Origin of the sequence: Bradyrhizobium sp. F1.4.3, assembly GCF_040548375.1 — a bacterium.
Taxonomy (GTDB): domain Bacteria; phylum Pseudomonadota; class Alphaproteobacteria; order Rhizobiales; family Xanthobacteraceae; genus Bradyrhizobium.
In genome coordinates this window covers 84,669-98,470 of sequence record NZ_JBEPRN010000001.1, presented here as the reverse complement: position 1 = coordinate 98,470, position 13,802 = coordinate 84,669, and the positions used below count along the sequence as shown (strand labels likewise).

Annotated in this window: 23 protein-coding genes and 1 tRNA gene; 7 read left to right on the top strand and 17 right to left on the bottom strand. The window is 61.2% G+C overall.

Annotated elements, in window-relative coordinates; translation table 11 throughout:
- Positions 1 to 298: 298 nt before the first annotated feature.
- The 4 genes from ABIB73_RS00600 to ABIB73_RS00585 all read right to left on the bottom strand — a co-directional run bounded on the left by ABIB73_RS00600 (position 299) and on the right by ABIB73_RS00585 (position 4,806).
- The gene (locus ABIB73_RS00600) at positions 299 to 1,540 is read right to left on the bottom strand and encodes an acetamidase/formamidase family protein (protein WP_354220408.1); all 1,242 of its coding nucleotides are present in this window, start codon (positions 1,538 to 1,540) and stop codon (positions 299 to 301) included.
- 49 nt (positions 1,541 to 1,589) lie between these two features.
- On the bottom strand, positions 1,590 to 3,212 hold the full coding sequence (locus tag ABIB73_RS00595; RefSeq protein ID WP_354220406.1) for an amino acid ABC transporter permease/ATP-binding protein: 1,623 nt from the start codon (positions 3,210 to 3,212) through the stop codon (positions 1,590 to 1,592).
- Positions 3,212 to 4,096 carry an ABC transporter substrate-binding protein gene (locus ABIB73_RS00590; protein ID WP_502918378.1) on the bottom strand — a complete coding sequence of 295 codons (885 nt, stop codon included), beginning with the start codon at positions 4,094 to 4,096 and terminating at the stop codon, positions 3,212 to 3,214. The genes ABIB73_RS00595 and ABIB73_RS00590 overlap by 1 nt, the downstream gene beginning before the upstream one ends.
- Positions 4,097 to 4,542: 446 nt before the next feature.
- Positions 4,543 to 4,806 carry a hypothetical protein gene (locus ABIB73_RS00585; RefSeq protein WP_354220402.1) on the bottom strand — a complete coding sequence of 88 codons (264 nt, stop codon included), beginning with the start codon at positions 4,804 to 4,806 and terminating at the stop codon, positions 4,543 to 4,545.
- A gap of 260 nt (positions 4,807 to 5,066) precedes the next feature.
- Between ABIB73_RS00585 and ABIB73_RS00580 the strand changes: the two genes are divergently transcribed.
- The gene (locus ABIB73_RS00580; RefSeq protein ID WP_354220400.1) at positions 5,067 to 5,261 is read left to right on the top strand and encodes a hypothetical protein; all 195 of its coding nucleotides are present in this window, start codon (positions 5,067 to 5,069) and stop codon (positions 5,259 to 5,261) included.
- A 74-nt stretch (positions 5,262 to 5,335) separates the two neighbouring features.
- Here ABIB73_RS00580 and ABIB73_RS00575 read toward each other — a convergent pair whose 3' ends face one another.
- Together ABIB73_RS00575 and ABIB73_RS00570 are read right to left on the bottom strand one after the other, a co-directional pair.
- Positions 5,336 to 5,482 carry a hypothetical protein gene (locus tag ABIB73_RS00575; protein WP_354220398.1) on the bottom strand — a complete coding sequence of 49 codons (147 nt, stop codon included), beginning with the start codon at positions 5,480 to 5,482 and terminating at the stop codon, positions 5,336 to 5,338.
- 192 nt (positions 5,483 to 5,674) lie between these two features.
- Positions 5,675 to 5,748, bottom strand: a tRNA-Cys gene (locus ABIB73_RS00570).
- Between the two features lie 392 nt (positions 5,749 to 6,140).
- Between ABIB73_RS00570 and ABIB73_RS00565 the strand changes: the two genes are divergently transcribed.
- The 3 genes from ABIB73_RS00565 to ABIB73_RS00555 all read left to right on the top strand — a co-directional run bounded on the left by ABIB73_RS00565 (position 6,141) and on the right by ABIB73_RS00555 (position 7,340).
- Entirely contained in the window at positions 6,141 to 6,305 is a 165-nt protein-coding gene (locus ABIB73_RS00565; RefSeq protein ID WP_354220396.1) for a hypothetical protein, read from the top strand.
- Between the two features lie 123 nt (positions 6,306 to 6,428).
- Positions 6,429 to 6,677: a hypothetical protein gene (locus tag ABIB73_RS00560; RefSeq protein ID WP_354220394.1), complete on the top strand. Its 249-nt coding sequence runs from the start codon at positions 6,429 to 6,431 to the stop codon at positions 6,675 to 6,677.
- 426 nt (positions 6,678 to 7,103) lie between these two features.
- On the top strand, positions 7,104 to 7,340 hold the full coding sequence (locus ABIB73_RS00555; RefSeq protein ID WP_354220392.1) for a hypothetical protein: 237 nt from the start codon (positions 7,104 to 7,106) through the stop codon (positions 7,338 to 7,340).
- On the opposite strand, the gene ABIB73_RS00550 is transcribed toward ABIB73_RS00555, so the two are convergent.
- The 10 genes from ABIB73_RS00550 to ABIB73_RS00505 all read right to left on the bottom strand — a co-directional run bounded on the left by ABIB73_RS00550 (position 7,337) and on the right by ABIB73_RS00505 (position 10,816).
- The gene (locus ABIB73_RS00550; protein WP_354220390.1) at positions 7,337 to 7,582 is read right to left on the bottom strand and encodes a hypothetical protein; all 246 of its coding nucleotides are present in this window, start codon (positions 7,580 to 7,582) and stop codon (positions 7,337 to 7,339) included. The two genes, ABIB73_RS00555 and ABIB73_RS00550, sit on opposite strands and share 4 nt — an antisense overlap.
- Positions 7,583 to 7,755: 173 nt before the next feature.
- Positions 7,756 to 8,148 carry a hypothetical protein gene (locus tag ABIB73_RS00545; RefSeq protein ID WP_354220388.1) on the bottom strand — a complete coding sequence of 131 codons (393 nt, stop codon included), beginning with the start codon at positions 8,146 to 8,148 and terminating at the stop codon, positions 7,756 to 7,758.
- Positions 8,145 to 8,330, bottom strand: a complete 186-nt coding sequence (locus ABIB73_RS00540; protein WP_354220386.1) for a hypothetical protein — start codon at positions 8,328 to 8,330, stop codon at positions 8,145 to 8,147. Before ABIB73_RS00540 ends, ABIB73_RS00545 begins: the two co-directional genes overlap by 4 nt.
- Positions 8,330 to 8,515, bottom strand: a complete 186-nt coding sequence (locus ABIB73_RS00535) for a hypothetical protein (protein ID WP_354220384.1) — start codon at positions 8,513 to 8,515, stop codon at positions 8,330 to 8,332. The genes ABIB73_RS00540 and ABIB73_RS00535 overlap by 1 nt, the downstream gene beginning before the upstream one ends.
- Positions 8,515 to 9,366, bottom strand: coding sequence for a hypothetical protein (locus ABIB73_RS00530; RefSeq protein ID WP_354220382.1), 852 nt, complete (start codon positions 9,364 to 9,366; stop codon positions 8,515 to 8,517). The genes ABIB73_RS00535 and ABIB73_RS00530 overlap by 1 nt, the downstream gene beginning before the upstream one ends.
- The gene (locus ABIB73_RS00525) at positions 9,366 to 9,521 is read right to left on the bottom strand and encodes a hypothetical protein (RefSeq protein ID WP_354220380.1); all 156 of its coding nucleotides are present in this window, start codon (positions 9,519 to 9,521) and stop codon (positions 9,366 to 9,368) included. The genes ABIB73_RS00530 and ABIB73_RS00525 overlap by 1 nt, the downstream gene beginning before the upstream one ends.
- A gap of 163 nt (positions 9,522 to 9,684) precedes the next feature.
- Positions 9,685 to 9,915 (bottom strand): hypothetical protein, encoded by a 231-nt coding sequence (locus ABIB73_RS00520; protein WP_354220378.1) that lies wholly within the window; start codon positions 9,913 to 9,915, stop codon positions 9,685 to 9,687.
- 41 nt (positions 9,916 to 9,956) lie between these two features.
- On the bottom strand, positions 9,957 to 10,334 hold the full coding sequence (locus ABIB73_RS00515) for a hypothetical protein (protein ID WP_354220376.1): 378 nt from the start codon (positions 10,332 to 10,334) through the stop codon (positions 9,957 to 9,959).
- A 29-nt stretch (positions 10,335 to 10,363) separates the two neighbouring features.
- Positions 10,364 to 10,561, bottom strand: coding sequence for a hypothetical protein (locus ABIB73_RS00510; protein WP_354220374.1), 198 nt, complete (start codon positions 10,559 to 10,561; stop codon positions 10,364 to 10,366).
- 69 nt (positions 10,562 to 10,630) lie between these two features.
- On the bottom strand, positions 10,631 to 10,816 hold the full coding sequence (locus ABIB73_RS00505; protein ID WP_354220372.1) for a hypothetical protein: 186 nt from the start codon (positions 10,814 to 10,816) through the stop codon (positions 10,631 to 10,633).
- A 121-nt stretch (positions 10,817 to 10,937) separates the two neighbouring features.
- Between ABIB73_RS00505 and ABIB73_RS00500 the strand changes: the two genes are divergently transcribed.
- Positions 10,938 to 11,270: a hypothetical protein gene (locus ABIB73_RS00500; RefSeq protein ID WP_354220370.1), complete on the top strand. Its 333-nt coding sequence runs from the start codon at positions 10,938 to 10,940 to the stop codon at positions 11,268 to 11,270.
- The gene (locus ABIB73_RS00495; RefSeq protein ID WP_354220368.1) at positions 11,270 to 11,893 is read left to right on the top strand and encodes a hypothetical protein; all 624 of its coding nucleotides are present in this window, start codon (positions 11,270 to 11,272) and stop codon (positions 11,891 to 11,893) included. The genes ABIB73_RS00500 and ABIB73_RS00495 overlap by 1 nt, the downstream gene beginning before the upstream one ends.
- 16 nt (positions 11,894 to 11,909) lie before the next feature.
- On the opposite strand, the gene ABIB73_RS00490 is transcribed toward ABIB73_RS00495, so the two are convergent.
- Positions 11,910 to 12,152 (bottom strand): PilZ domain-containing protein, encoded by a 243-nt coding sequence (locus ABIB73_RS00490; protein ID WP_354220366.1) that lies wholly within the window; start codon positions 12,150 to 12,152, stop codon positions 11,910 to 11,912.
- A gap of 531 nt (positions 12,153 to 12,683) precedes the next feature.
- Between ABIB73_RS00490 and ABIB73_RS00485 the strand changes: the two genes are divergently transcribed.
- The gene (locus tag ABIB73_RS00485) at positions 12,684 to 13,535 is read left to right on the top strand and encodes a dienelactone hydrolase family protein (protein WP_354220364.1); all 852 of its coding nucleotides are present in this window, start codon (positions 12,684 to 12,686) and stop codon (positions 13,533 to 13,535) included.
- The last annotated feature ends 267 nt before the right edge of the window (positions 13,536 to 13,802 follow it).

Below are 13,802 nucleotides of genomic sequence, written 5' to 3'. Positions count from 1 at the left end.
ACCCAGATTGCAGTGGATCGAAGCAACCTCTGTGCCAGACGCACGCGGTCATCCGTCGCAGCGACGGGGCGCAAATGACGATCGCTGCTCATCCTCTCATCCCGAAAACACGCTGCGCTTCAACGCATTACGCTTGAAAGTGCTCGGCCTTCAGGGTTCGAGACGCGCCGTAAGGCGGCGCTCTTCACCACGAGGGTCTAATATCTCACCGCGAAACGAGACCTCATCCTGAAGAGCCCGCCAAAAGCGGGCGTCTCGAACGATGGGCCGCAACGAAACTCCCTCATCTCAAGGCCCATCAATCGCACCGGAAGATGTTCTTGCGGATCGTGCCGTGGACACCCCAATTGGCGTCGACCACCTGGGTGACGCCGAAATCGGCGCCGACCGAGAGCAGCGAGATCGCCTCGTCCTCACTGAGGCGATGGACCGTCATCAGAAACCGCCGGAGCTTGCGGAACGCATCGCGCATCGCTCGGTCGAGGCTAGAGTGATTGGCAATCTCGGTTTGCGCCTCCGCGCCGAGTGCAGCGAGGTAGTTCGGATAGGTGAAGCCGTAGAACGACCAGGCCTGATCGGTTTCCAGCATCGGATGGTCGAGGCCTTCGAGGCTGGTGCCAGCGAGGTCGGCCTTCTTGTGCAGGATGAATTCGAAATCGCCGGTCAGCGAGGTCTCGATCGCGGTGCCACCGAGCTCGCTGTCGCCTTGCGCGGCGTGGGGATCGCCGACCGAGAAATAGGCGCCGGGGACGGCAACCGGATAGAACATCCGCGCGCCCTTGCCGATCCGCCAGTCGTCAATATTGCCGCCAGTGTAGCTCGGCGGGATCGAGCTGACGAAATCGGCCTCCGACGGCGCGAGGCCCATGGTGCCGAAGTGCAGGCGCGCAGGTACCTTTACGCTGGAGAGAATGTTCTCGCGCTTCTTGATGGTGGCGTGATCGACGCGCACACCGGGATAGTCGATGGTCGAATGCACGATGCCGTCAGGGTCGGTCTGCGGCGTCCAGACGTAGTTGTAGACGGCCTTGGCATAGGGCTCGCCGGAGGTGTCGAGCTCGAAGATGGTGACGACCTCGCGCGGCTTCGGCTCCTCGATCAGATCGTGATAGTGAAAACCCCAATTCGCCGCGACGTTGGAGCCGAAGCAGCGACCGGCATGGCAGGCGCTACAGCTCGGCCGCGGCCGGACGTCGAGGATGCGCACCTCCAGGATGTCGCCGGGCTCGGCGCTTTCAATCGCGACGGGCCCGGTCAGAAGATGCACGCCGATCCCCTCGCCCGCGCCGCGGATGAAGGGGCCCTCGACCGGACCTGAGCCACGGCGCGCGACTGCCTTATGCTCGCGGGTCCACTGGAACACGCTCTCGGCGCCGGGATCGCCCGCGATCATGCGCTCGTAATCGTCATTGGCGTGATGGGTCAGCGTTTCGATGGTGGCGCGATCTCCGGAGCGCAGCGTCAGGGCTGGCGCGACTTTCTTGGAAAAATAGCCCCAATGGACGGTCTTTGATGAAACCGGCAACGTGAAATGCTTCATGACGTGGCCTCTTTAGGGAACGCAGTCTCGGTACGTGCAGAGGCGGCGCTTATCGCACCGCCTCCGGAGTCTTGTCGGCTTCCATCACGCTGAGGAAACGCGCGGTCAGCGGATTGCGGGGATTGGAGAGAACCTCGTGCGCCGGCCCCTCCTCGATGATCGCGCCACCGCTCAGGAAAGCGACGCGGTCGGCAACTTCATCGGCAAAGCGGATCTGGTGCGTCGAGATGATCATGGTGAGGCCGTCGTCGATGGCGAGGCGGCGGATCACCTCCAGCACCTCGTTGACGAGTTCCGGATCGAGCGCCGAGGTTGGCTCGTCCAGCAGCAGCACACTCGGGTTCGGCGCGAGTGCCCGCGCGATCGCGACGCGCTGCTGCTGGCCGCCGGAGAGATGCCGTGGCAGCGCATCGGCGCGATGTGTCAGGCCGACGCGCTCAAGCAGCTCGGCGGCGCGGCGGTCGGCATCGATGCGGGTCATGCCATGGACCCAGCGCAAGGGACCGGCGATATTCTCCGTGGCCGACAGATGGGCGAACAGGTTGAACTGCTGGAACACCATGCCGACGCCGACGGTCGCCCGCTCGTTGGCAATCGCCCGGGGCGACAGCAGCTTGCCGTCGTCATCAAAACCGAGGCGGCGGCCGCCGACGCGCACGGTACCGGAATCCCAGCTTTCGAGATGGTTGATGCAGCGGAGCAGCGTGCTCTTGCCGGAGCCGCTGGGCCCGAGCAGCGCAACGACTTCGCCGACACGGACGGTGAGATCGAGGCCGCCGAGCACCTTTTGCGCGCCGTAGCTCTTGGTGAGGTCCTTGGTTTCCACCGCAATGTTGTTGCGCGCGATCGTCGCGGCACGCCGGGTGCGCTCCTCGCGAGTCAGCGCCAACAGCGGCGTGTCGGCGGGCTCAGCCCGTACGGGTTCGGGATCGTACGCCGTGGCTGCGGCCAGTTCGAGTTTCGTGGCGAGATCGACGCGGCGCCAGGGCAGATAATCGGCAAGCTTGCGCTCACGGCCCTTGGTACGATCGAGATCGAGCAGCCATTCGACGAAAAGCTGGATGACGCTGATGGCAAAGGTCAGCACGAGGTACAGCAGGCCCGAGGCGAAGAAGATCGAGAAGAAGTCGAAGGTCGAGGATGCCAGCTGGGTCGAACGCAGCGTCAGTTCCTGGACCGCGACGACGGAGGCCAGCGAGGAATTCTTCAGCGCGCTGACGGCCTCGTTGCCGAAGGCCGGGATCATGGTGCGGATCGCCTGCGGCGCGATCACGCGACGCATCAGCACTGAGGGCGTCATGCCGAGCGCCTGGCCCGCCGCCACTTGGCCGCGATCGACGCCGAGCACGCCGGCGCGCAGCATCTCCGCGATGAACGGCGCCTCGTTGCAGGCGAGCGCAAGGCCGGCCGCGAGCACCGCCGGCAGCTTGATGCCGATATGCGGCAGCGCATCGTAGGCGAACACCATCTGAAGGATCAACGGCGTGCCGCGGAAGATCACGGTATAGGCCCGAGCGATCGCCGCCAGCAGCCAGAACCGGGAGAGCTGCATGCCGGCGAGGATCAATCCGAGGATCAGTCCGCCGCCGAGGCCGAGGGCAGTCACCTCAAGGGTGAGCTCGATGCCCTCGAGCAGATACGGCATGCTCAGATAGTGGAGGAACAGCGACATCAGTCAGCCGTCAGGATGTCCGGCTCCTTGAAGTTGTTCACATCGAGCTCCCACTTCTTCAGGAGCGCCATGTGCGTGCCGGCCTTCTGCACCTCGATCAGTGCGGCCATCACGGCGTCGCGGAATTTCGGCTTGTCCTTCGGGACTGCGATTCCGACCGAATACGGGATCGTGACCGCGATCGCCTTCTCCAGCTTGTCCGGATAGGCCTTGACCGCGCTGTCGACGGTGTTGACGTCGTTGACATAGGTGTCGGCGCGGCCGGCGAGGATCGCCTGGATGCAGTTGGCATTGTTGTCATAGAGCTGGACCGTCGGCTCGGGCTTGCCGGCCTTCTTGCACTCCGGCATCAGGGCCTGGATTAGCGGCACCTCGACATAGCCGGTGTTTTCGGCGGCAGCTGCGCCACACATCGACATGTTGATGCCGTTGATGCCCTTCGGATTGCCCTTGGCGACCAGCACGCCGTCGAACACCTTCGAATAGGTGATGAAGTCGGCCGCTTTCGCGCGCTCCTTGGTCGCGTAGATGTCGGAGATGACGATGTCGGCCTGGCCCGCGGCGAGCGTGGTCAGGAGTGCCGCAAACGTCACGGGCTTGTAGGTCAGCTTGAAGCCGAGACAGTCGCCGATGGCTTCGCCGAGGTCGATGTCGAAGCCGATATATTTGTTGGGATCCTTCGGGTCGATGGTCTCATAGCCCGGCGTGTGCGGGTTGATGGCGTTGACGAGCGTCTTGCCCTTCCAGTCCGGATATTTGTCCTGGAGCGCGGCGCAGGCGGCGGGCGCCGCGGCCTGCGCGTTCAGCGGTGCTGCTCCGACGGCGCCGAGAGCGATGATGGCGCCGAACGCCAGCTTGCGCCATGGCAACGATGCGCGCGCCATTCCCCGCCGCGCCTGGGATAAAGCCCGTCTCTCCATGTCCAGCTCCTTCGAATTGTCATGGCGCCTGCCATGTTCCAAAACTCGGAGCGAGCCTAGGTGGAGAGCGGACGGAAAAGCTTGTCCGCGGACGTACAAAAAATTGGATGGGGGGGCCCGCGATTTGGGCAAGCGGCTGCACAAAAACTGTTCGCAGGCGCAGGACGCCGCGATACCGGATTCCGAATTCGTCAGAACCAAATCGTCTCGATCTGTGCATTGATCTGAACGATCGGAGAATCATTCAGTGTGATTATTTGACAGAGATATGACGTCCGAAGGGCGCATCTTGCGTCCGCATCCGCATCACCCTGCCATCCCTCAACAGCTTGTCCGCAGCATATCCACAGGCCGACTATGCCGGATTCGCCAACGCGCGCGAGCCACTTGCTGCGCACAAATCCACAGGCTCAGCCGCCGGCCTGATCGAACACGGCGCGGCAGGCCTCGCTCAGGCTGGACCGGTTACGGCGCAGGCACGTCGTGATGGCGCGGACGTTGGGGATCTCGCCGGCGCAGAGCCGGTAGACGTCGGGCGTGCAGGCCCGGCGCTGCTCCGGTGTTCCCTGCTGCGCCTGGGCTGCAGAGGCAAACAGCGTCAGGAACAGCCCGACGGTCGATGCGCGTCGCGCCCGGCTCTTCAGGCCTGCAAACCGCAAGAACCTCGCCTTCATGACCCGTCTCCTGTCTGCCCTGCTTCGCCCCGGCCCGCGTTGGCCGGCGTGTGCCAAGAGGTAGGAGGAATAAATCGCGGAGAATGTGATCTCTTTCACACTGGCAGCCAGTCCGGGATGCCTAAGTTCGCGCGGGCATTTTTCAGGAATCGCTAACCAATCTGGACCCGATCGCCGGAACGTTAAAATGCGAACGATCGGCTCAATCGGGAAACAAACTGGCTCTGCGACAGTGCGCCATCCGCGTTCCGGAGGGTGTGATGAGCGAAGCCGAATTCAACTTGCTGCTGGATACCGTCCGCGACGCCATGATCAATGATGATTTCGCGCCCGCGCCGGAGGAGGAATTCGTGCCCCGCTCGTGGAGCTTTTACGCGACGCCCAAGGCCGCGAATGACAACGAGGGTGCCTGGCCCCTCCTGCCCTTTCCGGACAGCTGGTACGCGTCCTGCTGAGACCCTTAGCCAAGTTTCGCTAGCCAAGTCTCGCCCAGCCAGACCTCACGAACGGACGCGAAGGCGCGCCCAGATCAATTCTTGACGCTCTCCTCGCCGTCCTGCGGCGCCCGGTCGGGTGCGGCCGGCGGGAAGATGCTGTCATAGATCGCACGGGCCTCGGCAATGAGGCGAGCCCGCTCCAGCTCGGACTTCGGGATAAATCGGACGATCTCGCCCACGTGCTCTCCAGCGCTCGATGGTTGGGGACGGCATCCCTTCGCAGATGCGAAGTCTATGCCATCGGGCCTGAATCGAGGGTTTCCAGCAAGCCCCGGGCAAACCCGGTGGGCGCGCACCGGCAGGCGATGTCCGCGCACTCGGCGGAACCCGCACCAAAATCACATTTCTGCTGAGAGATCAGAGTCTTATGATGGAGGCCACGTCGGGACTCGAACCCGAGTAAACGGTTTTGCAGACCGGCGCGTAACCACTCCGCCACGTGGCCCCAACTAGAAAAGTACCTTAGATATCAGTAGGTAGTAAGCACCTTTCACGTTCTCGATTTTGCGCGCCAAACGCACAAAACGCGGACGAAAACGGTACAAGTCCCCACACAAGTCCCCACACCTTCGGAAGCGGCCCCGTTGGTGTGCTATGGCCATATAGGGACGCCTCCGAGAGGTCAACCCGCCCGCTCCTCACCGCTCCGAATCTGTCGGCGGTTCGAGCCCGTCACTGCCCACCATCGTCGACCTTGTTCGCGATCCATGCCGCAATCGGGTTCCTTAGGCGTTCCGCGAGACGAACACCCGCCGTTATAAATCCGTAATCTTACGGCAATGAACCGTCAGCATTTGCAAGCATTCCATCTGGGGCGTCGCAAGACGGGAGTGAGCGATGACGGAGCGTACTCAATTGGCAATAGCACCGCGTGACCGCACTCTGGAGGCCGCCAAAAAGGAGCTGGCTGATTTCGAGCGACGCGAGAACGAGTTCCGTAAGAAGGATCGCGAGGAGCGCGCCGCAGAGCTGCGGCTTCCTCTTGAGGTCAAAGTTCACTGACAAACAGGCCGCCTCAGTGGGCGGCCTCTTGTCCACACCCACGACCCGCAGTAGCTCGCCGCCGTTCGGACCTACGGGGGATCGATAATTTGACTCTGGCCGGCGCCTCGCTTCGATGGCGGCATGACGAAGGCAGAGAACCGGGCTGCTGCGAAAGCTTGGCATGAAGAACGCGAGCGCCGGCACGCGGAAGAAGCTCGGGCTGAGGCGGCCAAGGCCGAGCTCGTCGAGCTGGACCGGCTCCGCAGCTACCTCATCAAGAGCAGGACCCTCGGACACGTGCGGCCACTGATTGATGCGATCGACGACTACGTCGAGCAGATCACGGGAGACCGAACGACGCTGCATGCCAAGAACCACAAGTGCGGATGACCTGGTCGCTCGGCCGCCATAAACGGAAAAGCCGCAGTGCGGTCCAGCCCCACTGCGGCCCATCCAGTCCAATAGCTTTTGGTGCTCAAATCTCGCTCAAGTGTTCCTCCAGTAGAACACACCGTTCCGAAAATGGGAGTCCGTATAAATACCGGAAGAGCCGTGGCAAATAGCCCGCTCCAACTTTCGCTGGAGCGGGTTGTCGCCCCCCTAAGCCGACGTTCGCCGATGCCCCCGGAGGAACCGCAGTCGCGGCTCGTTAGTTTATTTCTCGCCTACTCCCCGCCGAGCTGGTGGAGCGGCCCCGGCCTGTCCCCGCATGCCCCCCAGCCGGGGCCGCCTCTCCGCCCAAGAGCCCAAGAGAGGCGTTGAGGCGGGCGGCGCCTGCGAAACAGAAACCCGGCGCTAGTTGCCGCATTGAACGAAATGGCCGAATCATTTGGCAACTCATTTACCGTCGTTGAGGTGACGGCCGACGACGGTGAAACACAGATTTGGATTGCGGCAGCAAAACCAAGCCAGGCGCTGACATTGGTCCTCGCCGCCGCCCCGGAAGGTTCAACCGCAGAACTATTGGATATCGCGCCGACATCTGAGCAACAGCGAACGCTTGAGGAGCTAAACTTGGAGCCGGGCGATGTCCACAGGTTGGACAAGGCCTAAGTAGACTTACGACGTTCGCTTTCAGCCTTGTTGGCCGCTGTCAGAAGCTCTTCGATATAGGCGGCGATGTCGCCGATCTCAGCGCTCAAGTCTGCTTCGGAGATACCCTGCCCATTGGCAGCCTCTACTAGACGCCGGGTGAGTTCCGCCACATCCTGCGACGCGCCGGCAGTCCGGTACTGCTCGGCAGCGTGGATACTATTCTCGACCCAGAAATCGATAAACTCGCGAGCCTTGCTCACCGTATTCCCCTAAACGCAGCCCTAGAGGCAGCGTTAGCGCCAGTCTACAAATAGAGCAAGTAAAGCGCCCCGCTCTTGCGAGCGAGGCGCTACGGCGGCGCCGGATAGACCGCTTACGCCTGAGCTATGGCCGCCGAACTCTGGTGGCTACTCCGCCGCCTGCGTCGCGGTAGTCATTGTTGGACATCTCCAAGTGGTGGTAAGGCGTAGCGCTTGACGGCAATGATGCCGGTGTGGCGCAGGGTCATCGTCACGGGCTCGGTCGATCCCTCCGGAAGCGGCACCAATTCGCCGTCAAGTCCGGTCGTGAAGTTCTCGACGATCGTCCCGGGAATGATGCGCTCGCCGTCGCCGATCTGCTCAATCTTGTGACCCGCCTTGGCGAGTTCGGTCGGCAATGTCGACGACGGTAGGCAGTCAATGGTGATCTCTGACGCGCCGGGGCTGGATGTCACCCATCCGCCGCGATCAGTCACAAAGGCAACCATGTCGCGAAAGCGCTCTGAGCGATCCTTGCGGTCCTTGACCTGCCGCTCCGTCTTCCCCGAGGGATACCAGTGGCTCATCGGTCCGCCGCCTCATTCACGAAGGCGACAAGGGCGTCGCAGTAGGCCTGCAAGGCCTGCTTGATGCTCGCCGCGTCCCGGCGTTGCCCGGCGTGGATGAAGGCCCGGCAGCGAACCATAGTGACGCTGTGCAGGTTCTCAAGCTCGGCGAGCGCGTGATCCTGGCGCGTTGGGATGGCCATCAATGAACCGTCAGCCGTAAGGAGCGCGCAGCCCGTTCGCCATAGAACAGCCGAACCTCCTCGACGATCTCGGCGACCGTCTGTCTAGGCCCGAGATCAGAGGTAAACGGCATGGCGTTGTCCTCGAAGCACCAGACCCGGGCAGCGACGAGCGCGTCGACCTCATCGACGGGATGGAAGCGCATCAATTTCGTTCTCTTTCTGGATACCGACCTTCGGCGCGTTCCCGCTGCAACCGCGCCTTGTTGGTTGCATAGAGCCGCTCCCTTTCATCGTCGGTCATGCCCGGGGCGCTGAAACTGTTGCGGGCGATAAGTCGCTCTTCCGGCGACAACGTGATCTGCGACGGCGAGGCCCGCCGCCGTCCGGACGCCGTAGGCACGTCACGCGATACAGGAGCTGTCATGGGCATGCGCGGTGCGCGAGGCGTCGGTTCTGTCGGCGGCAATTGCCCTGCCAGAGTCGCAGGCGTTGACGCGTTGGCGTGGTCCATGGCCCTGTGAGCAGCGACCTCAGCGTCCAGCCGCTCGACTTCGCGCTCGACGGTGAGTTCAGGCCGCTGCGGCTGAACCGTGGTAGCGGCGCGTGCAGCATCGGCAAGGCGCGTGCGGCGCGAGTTCATTTCGGACCGGACGGTCTCAACCAGCCAGCGATCCAACTCCGGCGTGTCATCACGCATGCCGGCTTGCATCGCTTCGATATAGGCCTGCGACATCAACTCGCGCTGTTCGCCGTTCAACATCTCAGGGTTTGACCTGAGGAATGTCCGCTTGTGCTCATTCAGGTTCGGCAGGCTGTCGACGTACTGCTCCACGGTCAGCGGCTCCTGCACACGCCGATGTTGCAGCGCCTCGGCTTGGCGCTGCAATTCAACCGCCCGCATCATGGGATCGTCAGCAGCCGATGGCTGCGGCGGTGCATCCGCGCTCACTGCCATCGGCTGCTGTTCGCTCTCCGTCAGAACGCTATCAGCGGAAAGCGGAACGCGCCCGCCGTCTCGATACTTCGGCGGGGCATATTTTCGCTTGGTCGCCATCAAGCTTTCCGCCGAATGCTCTTCATGAAACTGGAGCCGCCATCGGTGTTGGTGTCGGCCTTGGCCTTCGCGCGGGCATCTGCACCGGCATCACGGCGCGGCTTCGCCTCGGTGTCATGCAAGGCGACATCGCCGCCCGTCTCTGGAAGACGCATCTCGCCGCCCTTCGCCCGAGGCGCCAAAGTCGAATTTTCGGCTGCTCTCTTGCTCCAACGCGAGATGTTGTCAGCCGTGGATTCCCCGTCCCAATTCTCTCGACGGCGCGGGTTGGCGTATTCCCTACATCGTTCCACTCTCATTCTCGACATTGTTGATCTCCTAGACCTGCCGGACGACATGTCCGACATACGAGTTGGCGTTGCTTCGTACCGGCTCGACGAGGTTCAGGACGCGGCCATGAGTGCGCGCGTCCATGGCGTCGCGAGCCAGCTTCACCTTGTCAGGGAATTCATCGAACCGGCGATCCGCCGCCATCCATTCCGCCATGCGCTGCGCGATTGCGGTCTGATTGTGCTTGCAGTCGATCCGCGCTTCGTCGTGCATCTTCATCAGAGTTTCGCTGATGTCATTCGTGGTCCGACCAAACATCGTTACCTCCGCACTGAGCCCTGATCGTCGCGGTACTCGCCCGTCTGGCGCATGTGATGGTAGCGCTGCTTATTGCGCGCATAGAGTTCCTGCTTTTGGTCCCGCGTCATGGATGAGTCGGGATGCGTATTCGCCACCTCGACCTCATCCTTGTTGAGTCCAAAGCGGTTCACGTCACGCGGCTGCGCCGCGTAAGTCTCGCGGGCCATCATGTCGAGTTCGCGGGCCGAAGCCCGCAGGCCAGCCATCTGTTGGGCCGCATAGGCCATGCCGTCGACGTCATTGTAAATTTCGGCCTGGCGGTAAGCGATGCTCGCCTCCTCGATTGCGACCTGAATGCCGTGAACGCTACGGCGATGCACTTCTCGAATGTCAGCCATTGATGGTTCCTTTTGCAGATGTGACAGGATCAGGCAGCACGATCGCGCTCTGGAGCTTTCATTCGCAGCGGCAGTGCGCCTTGCTGTCGCAGGAATTGATCGAATGCCATTCGGTACAAATCGGACTTCGTGAATAGCCCATTCGCCGCCAATGCATTGAACGCGGCGTCATGCTCCTCGGGGCCGCAGAATTCGAAGATGACCGGGAAACGTCGGGGCCGTGCCATGGTGATTATCCCTGCATTACGGGGGAGAAGAGCCGGGCAACGTCCCGACACTCTCTCGTCAGCATCCTGTCAGCGCGTATCGCGAACGCCATTGATCTCACGGAGCCGCGCGTGTGCATCCGCGAGACGTCGGTTCGCCGCGTTGACCGCGACGGTGCTCCCGCCCTTGGAATAGTCGCACTGGGCTTTGTCGACGGCGGCGCGCGCGTCGTGGACTTCGTCGTAAGCGCGATCGAGATCGGTCCAGAACATCATGGTGAAGCTCCCCCGTTGTGTTCGGAATACTGTCGGGATACTATCCAAATTGAGTAATAAGTTCAATCGACTAAGTAACCGTCAGTTGTTCTGAACAATAGCGTCAGGTGAACTTAACAACATGCAGCCCCGTTACGTCACCATTTCTTCAAGCGGCTCATCGCCTTGGCAGGTGCTGAATTGGCATGCGACTCCGATCAACGTCGGTTTCGCTGTGCGCGTCGCTTCGCTCTCCTCGACGTGGCAGCTCGACGTCACGATGGACGATCCGTCCGGCGTTTATCCGTCTTCGGCTGGCCCGACGATCTTCGCGTCGTCGCAGGTCGGAACGATCTCAGGCGGCTCCGGCAACGCCGTGGGCGCGGTCTTGCAGCCCATTGCAGCATGGCGGCTGACGAACAACTCGACGGGTGGATCAGTCACCGCGACCGTATTGCAGGCCGGTATTGGATGATGAGCGACGCGACGATCATCGAGGCCCAAGCCGCATGGCAGCGCATCAAGGATCGCGACAAGCCGACGTTTGACGACTGGCTGGCGATCGGCCGAGCCCTGATCGCCGGTCGCCAAGAATGCATAGCCAAGGCCGGCGTCAACACGCCCTACGGCCCGGCCTATCAGAAACTGATGCGTGTCTGGCTAGACGAGAACGGCCTTGCTGACGTCGACAGCCAAGAGCGACGTGGGGCGATCCACTGCGTTGAGCATCAGGCCGAGATCGATTCATGGCGCGACGGCCTGACAGACGTGCAGCGCAGGCGCGCCAACCATCCCAACACGATCGTCAAGCACTGGCGACGCCTAACGGCTCCTCAGAAGCAGGGACCGAAGAGGTCAACCTTCAAGCCGCACCCGAGAGCGTATGCCCGGCCTGTCCATTGGGGACAGGAAGCTATCCGCCGAGCGTCACATGCGATCCGCGAATGCCGCAGCGTCGATTGCATGGTTCTGGCTCGCGCTGCGCTTGAGGCGGCGATCCAGAGCGAAGCCGATTTGTTCCAGCTCCTTGAGCGAGTGCATGCGCCAGCGCGGCCGGAAAAGGTGCGCGCCTCGCCAATGGCCGAGGCTGTGCCATGAGCGGTCCCTCATGACGCTAGTCGAATGCTACTCCGATCTTGAAAGCAGCTCGCCAGACCACCCGGCAGGTCAGCTTCAGGTTGTCCTCAAGCATGATCAACGTGAATGCGGTAGGAATTATTGCGCTGCGATCGGAAAGCTGTAGAGCGGCACCCGTGATAGAGAGATCACGGATGACACAGGCGATCTTATCGCCGCCATACTCAATCTGCGCCGGCTTCGAGACGCGATAGCGGGGCGCAATTCGGGTTTCGACCACGAGAGATCACTCCCAATTCAGTCCATAATCGTCACTCGATTGATTGATCCACAGCAGAGCTGCTCTAGTATCCAACCAAACCAGCCGCTCTTCTTCGGATACATCGTTGGAATTCATGTGCAACATGAACTCGTTCTCGGCGACTCTGAAAAGGCTGTCGCACGCCTGACTTTCGGTAAGCGTTTGAACGGAGATGAACGAATATTGTCGCGTAGCGACGAGGCGCATGGAAAATATCGGATATAAAAATAAAACTCCCGTAGAATTACAGACACAAGTTAAGAGTCTCTTAATGGTCGCGAAAGCAGGGCGCCCCTACTTGCGCAAGAAGCGCGCTCCAACGTCCCCGTCTGGTCCATCGCGTTGGCTAGCGCACCGTAGCGACATGTCTGGAGCGAGAGGTAGAGCAGCAGTCGTATCGCTCCGGGGCCGACTGCGGTTTTCGACCCACAATGCAATTGCGATTACATCCGCAGCTTTCCTGCTAATACAACTTAGACAGGATGAATTGGCACTTCGCTAGGAATAGGAATGACGATGCAGATCAGAATTAAGCCTATCGTGGCTATGGCGTGCCTCTCCTGTGCTTTTATCGGAATAACTCAGCCCGCGCTCGCTAGGGACAACGTTCGCTACCCGAACGTGGTGTTGCCGGGCGCCATGATCCAGCCGGTGACTGTCCGCGCCGAAATATATCGACCTCAAGAAAACGGCCCTTCCCCGGCGATTATCGTCTTGCATGGTTGCGGTGGTCATGATGCTCACCACGAGCTTTGGGCTGAGCGGCTGGTGTCGTGGGGCTACGTGGCGGTCGTCGTCGATAGCTTTGGCTCACGTGGTTTCGGCAACATTTGCAAGGAAACCACCGCTGTCACTCCCGAGATGCGAGTTTCCGACATCTATGGAACAGCCGAGTATCTGCGCAAGCTTCCATACGTCGCGAAAGATCGGATCGGTCTTCTCGGCTTTTCACACGGCGCCTGGACAATCATGAAGGCAGTACAGGTGAAGTACCAACTCAAGCTATTCGGCGTGCGAGCAGCAGTAGCGTATTATCCGTATTGCGACCCCAAACTTGACGTCAAAGTCGATGTTCCTCTCCTCGTGCAAATAGGAGAAGAGGATAACTGGACGCCGGCTTCACGGTGCCGCGAATTGCAGGCCAATGAAGAGCTAAAGAAGGCCGCTCCGGTAGACATGGTGTTCTACTCAGGAGCGTACCACGGGTTTGACCGAACACAGGGTGTCACCGAGGTTAGCGGTTGGAGCGTTGGAGGGGGCGTGAAGAGGCACAAAATGGGCGGAAATCCGAAAGCAGCAGAGGAATCGTCCAAGCGAACAAAAGAGTATTTTGCACGGCTCCTCGATAAATCTGCGCAATAGACTGTCCGATCGGGCAACTTACTGCGCTATTGCGAAATAAGCCGCACGCGGCAACTGAACATTGAAACTGAGCACCTTGAGAAGGCCCGTCGCGTGATTGCCGACGCTCGCGTCATGTCGCTGCCAGAGCTTCGCCGCGCACTACCGCAATATTCTTCTCAAGTCAGCTCATAGAGTCCGCCAATTGCCTTCACGCGATATACCCGTAGGCAAACAGCGCCGGAACCTCTCCACTAGTAGAACTTTAAAACGGAAATCAACTCGCCG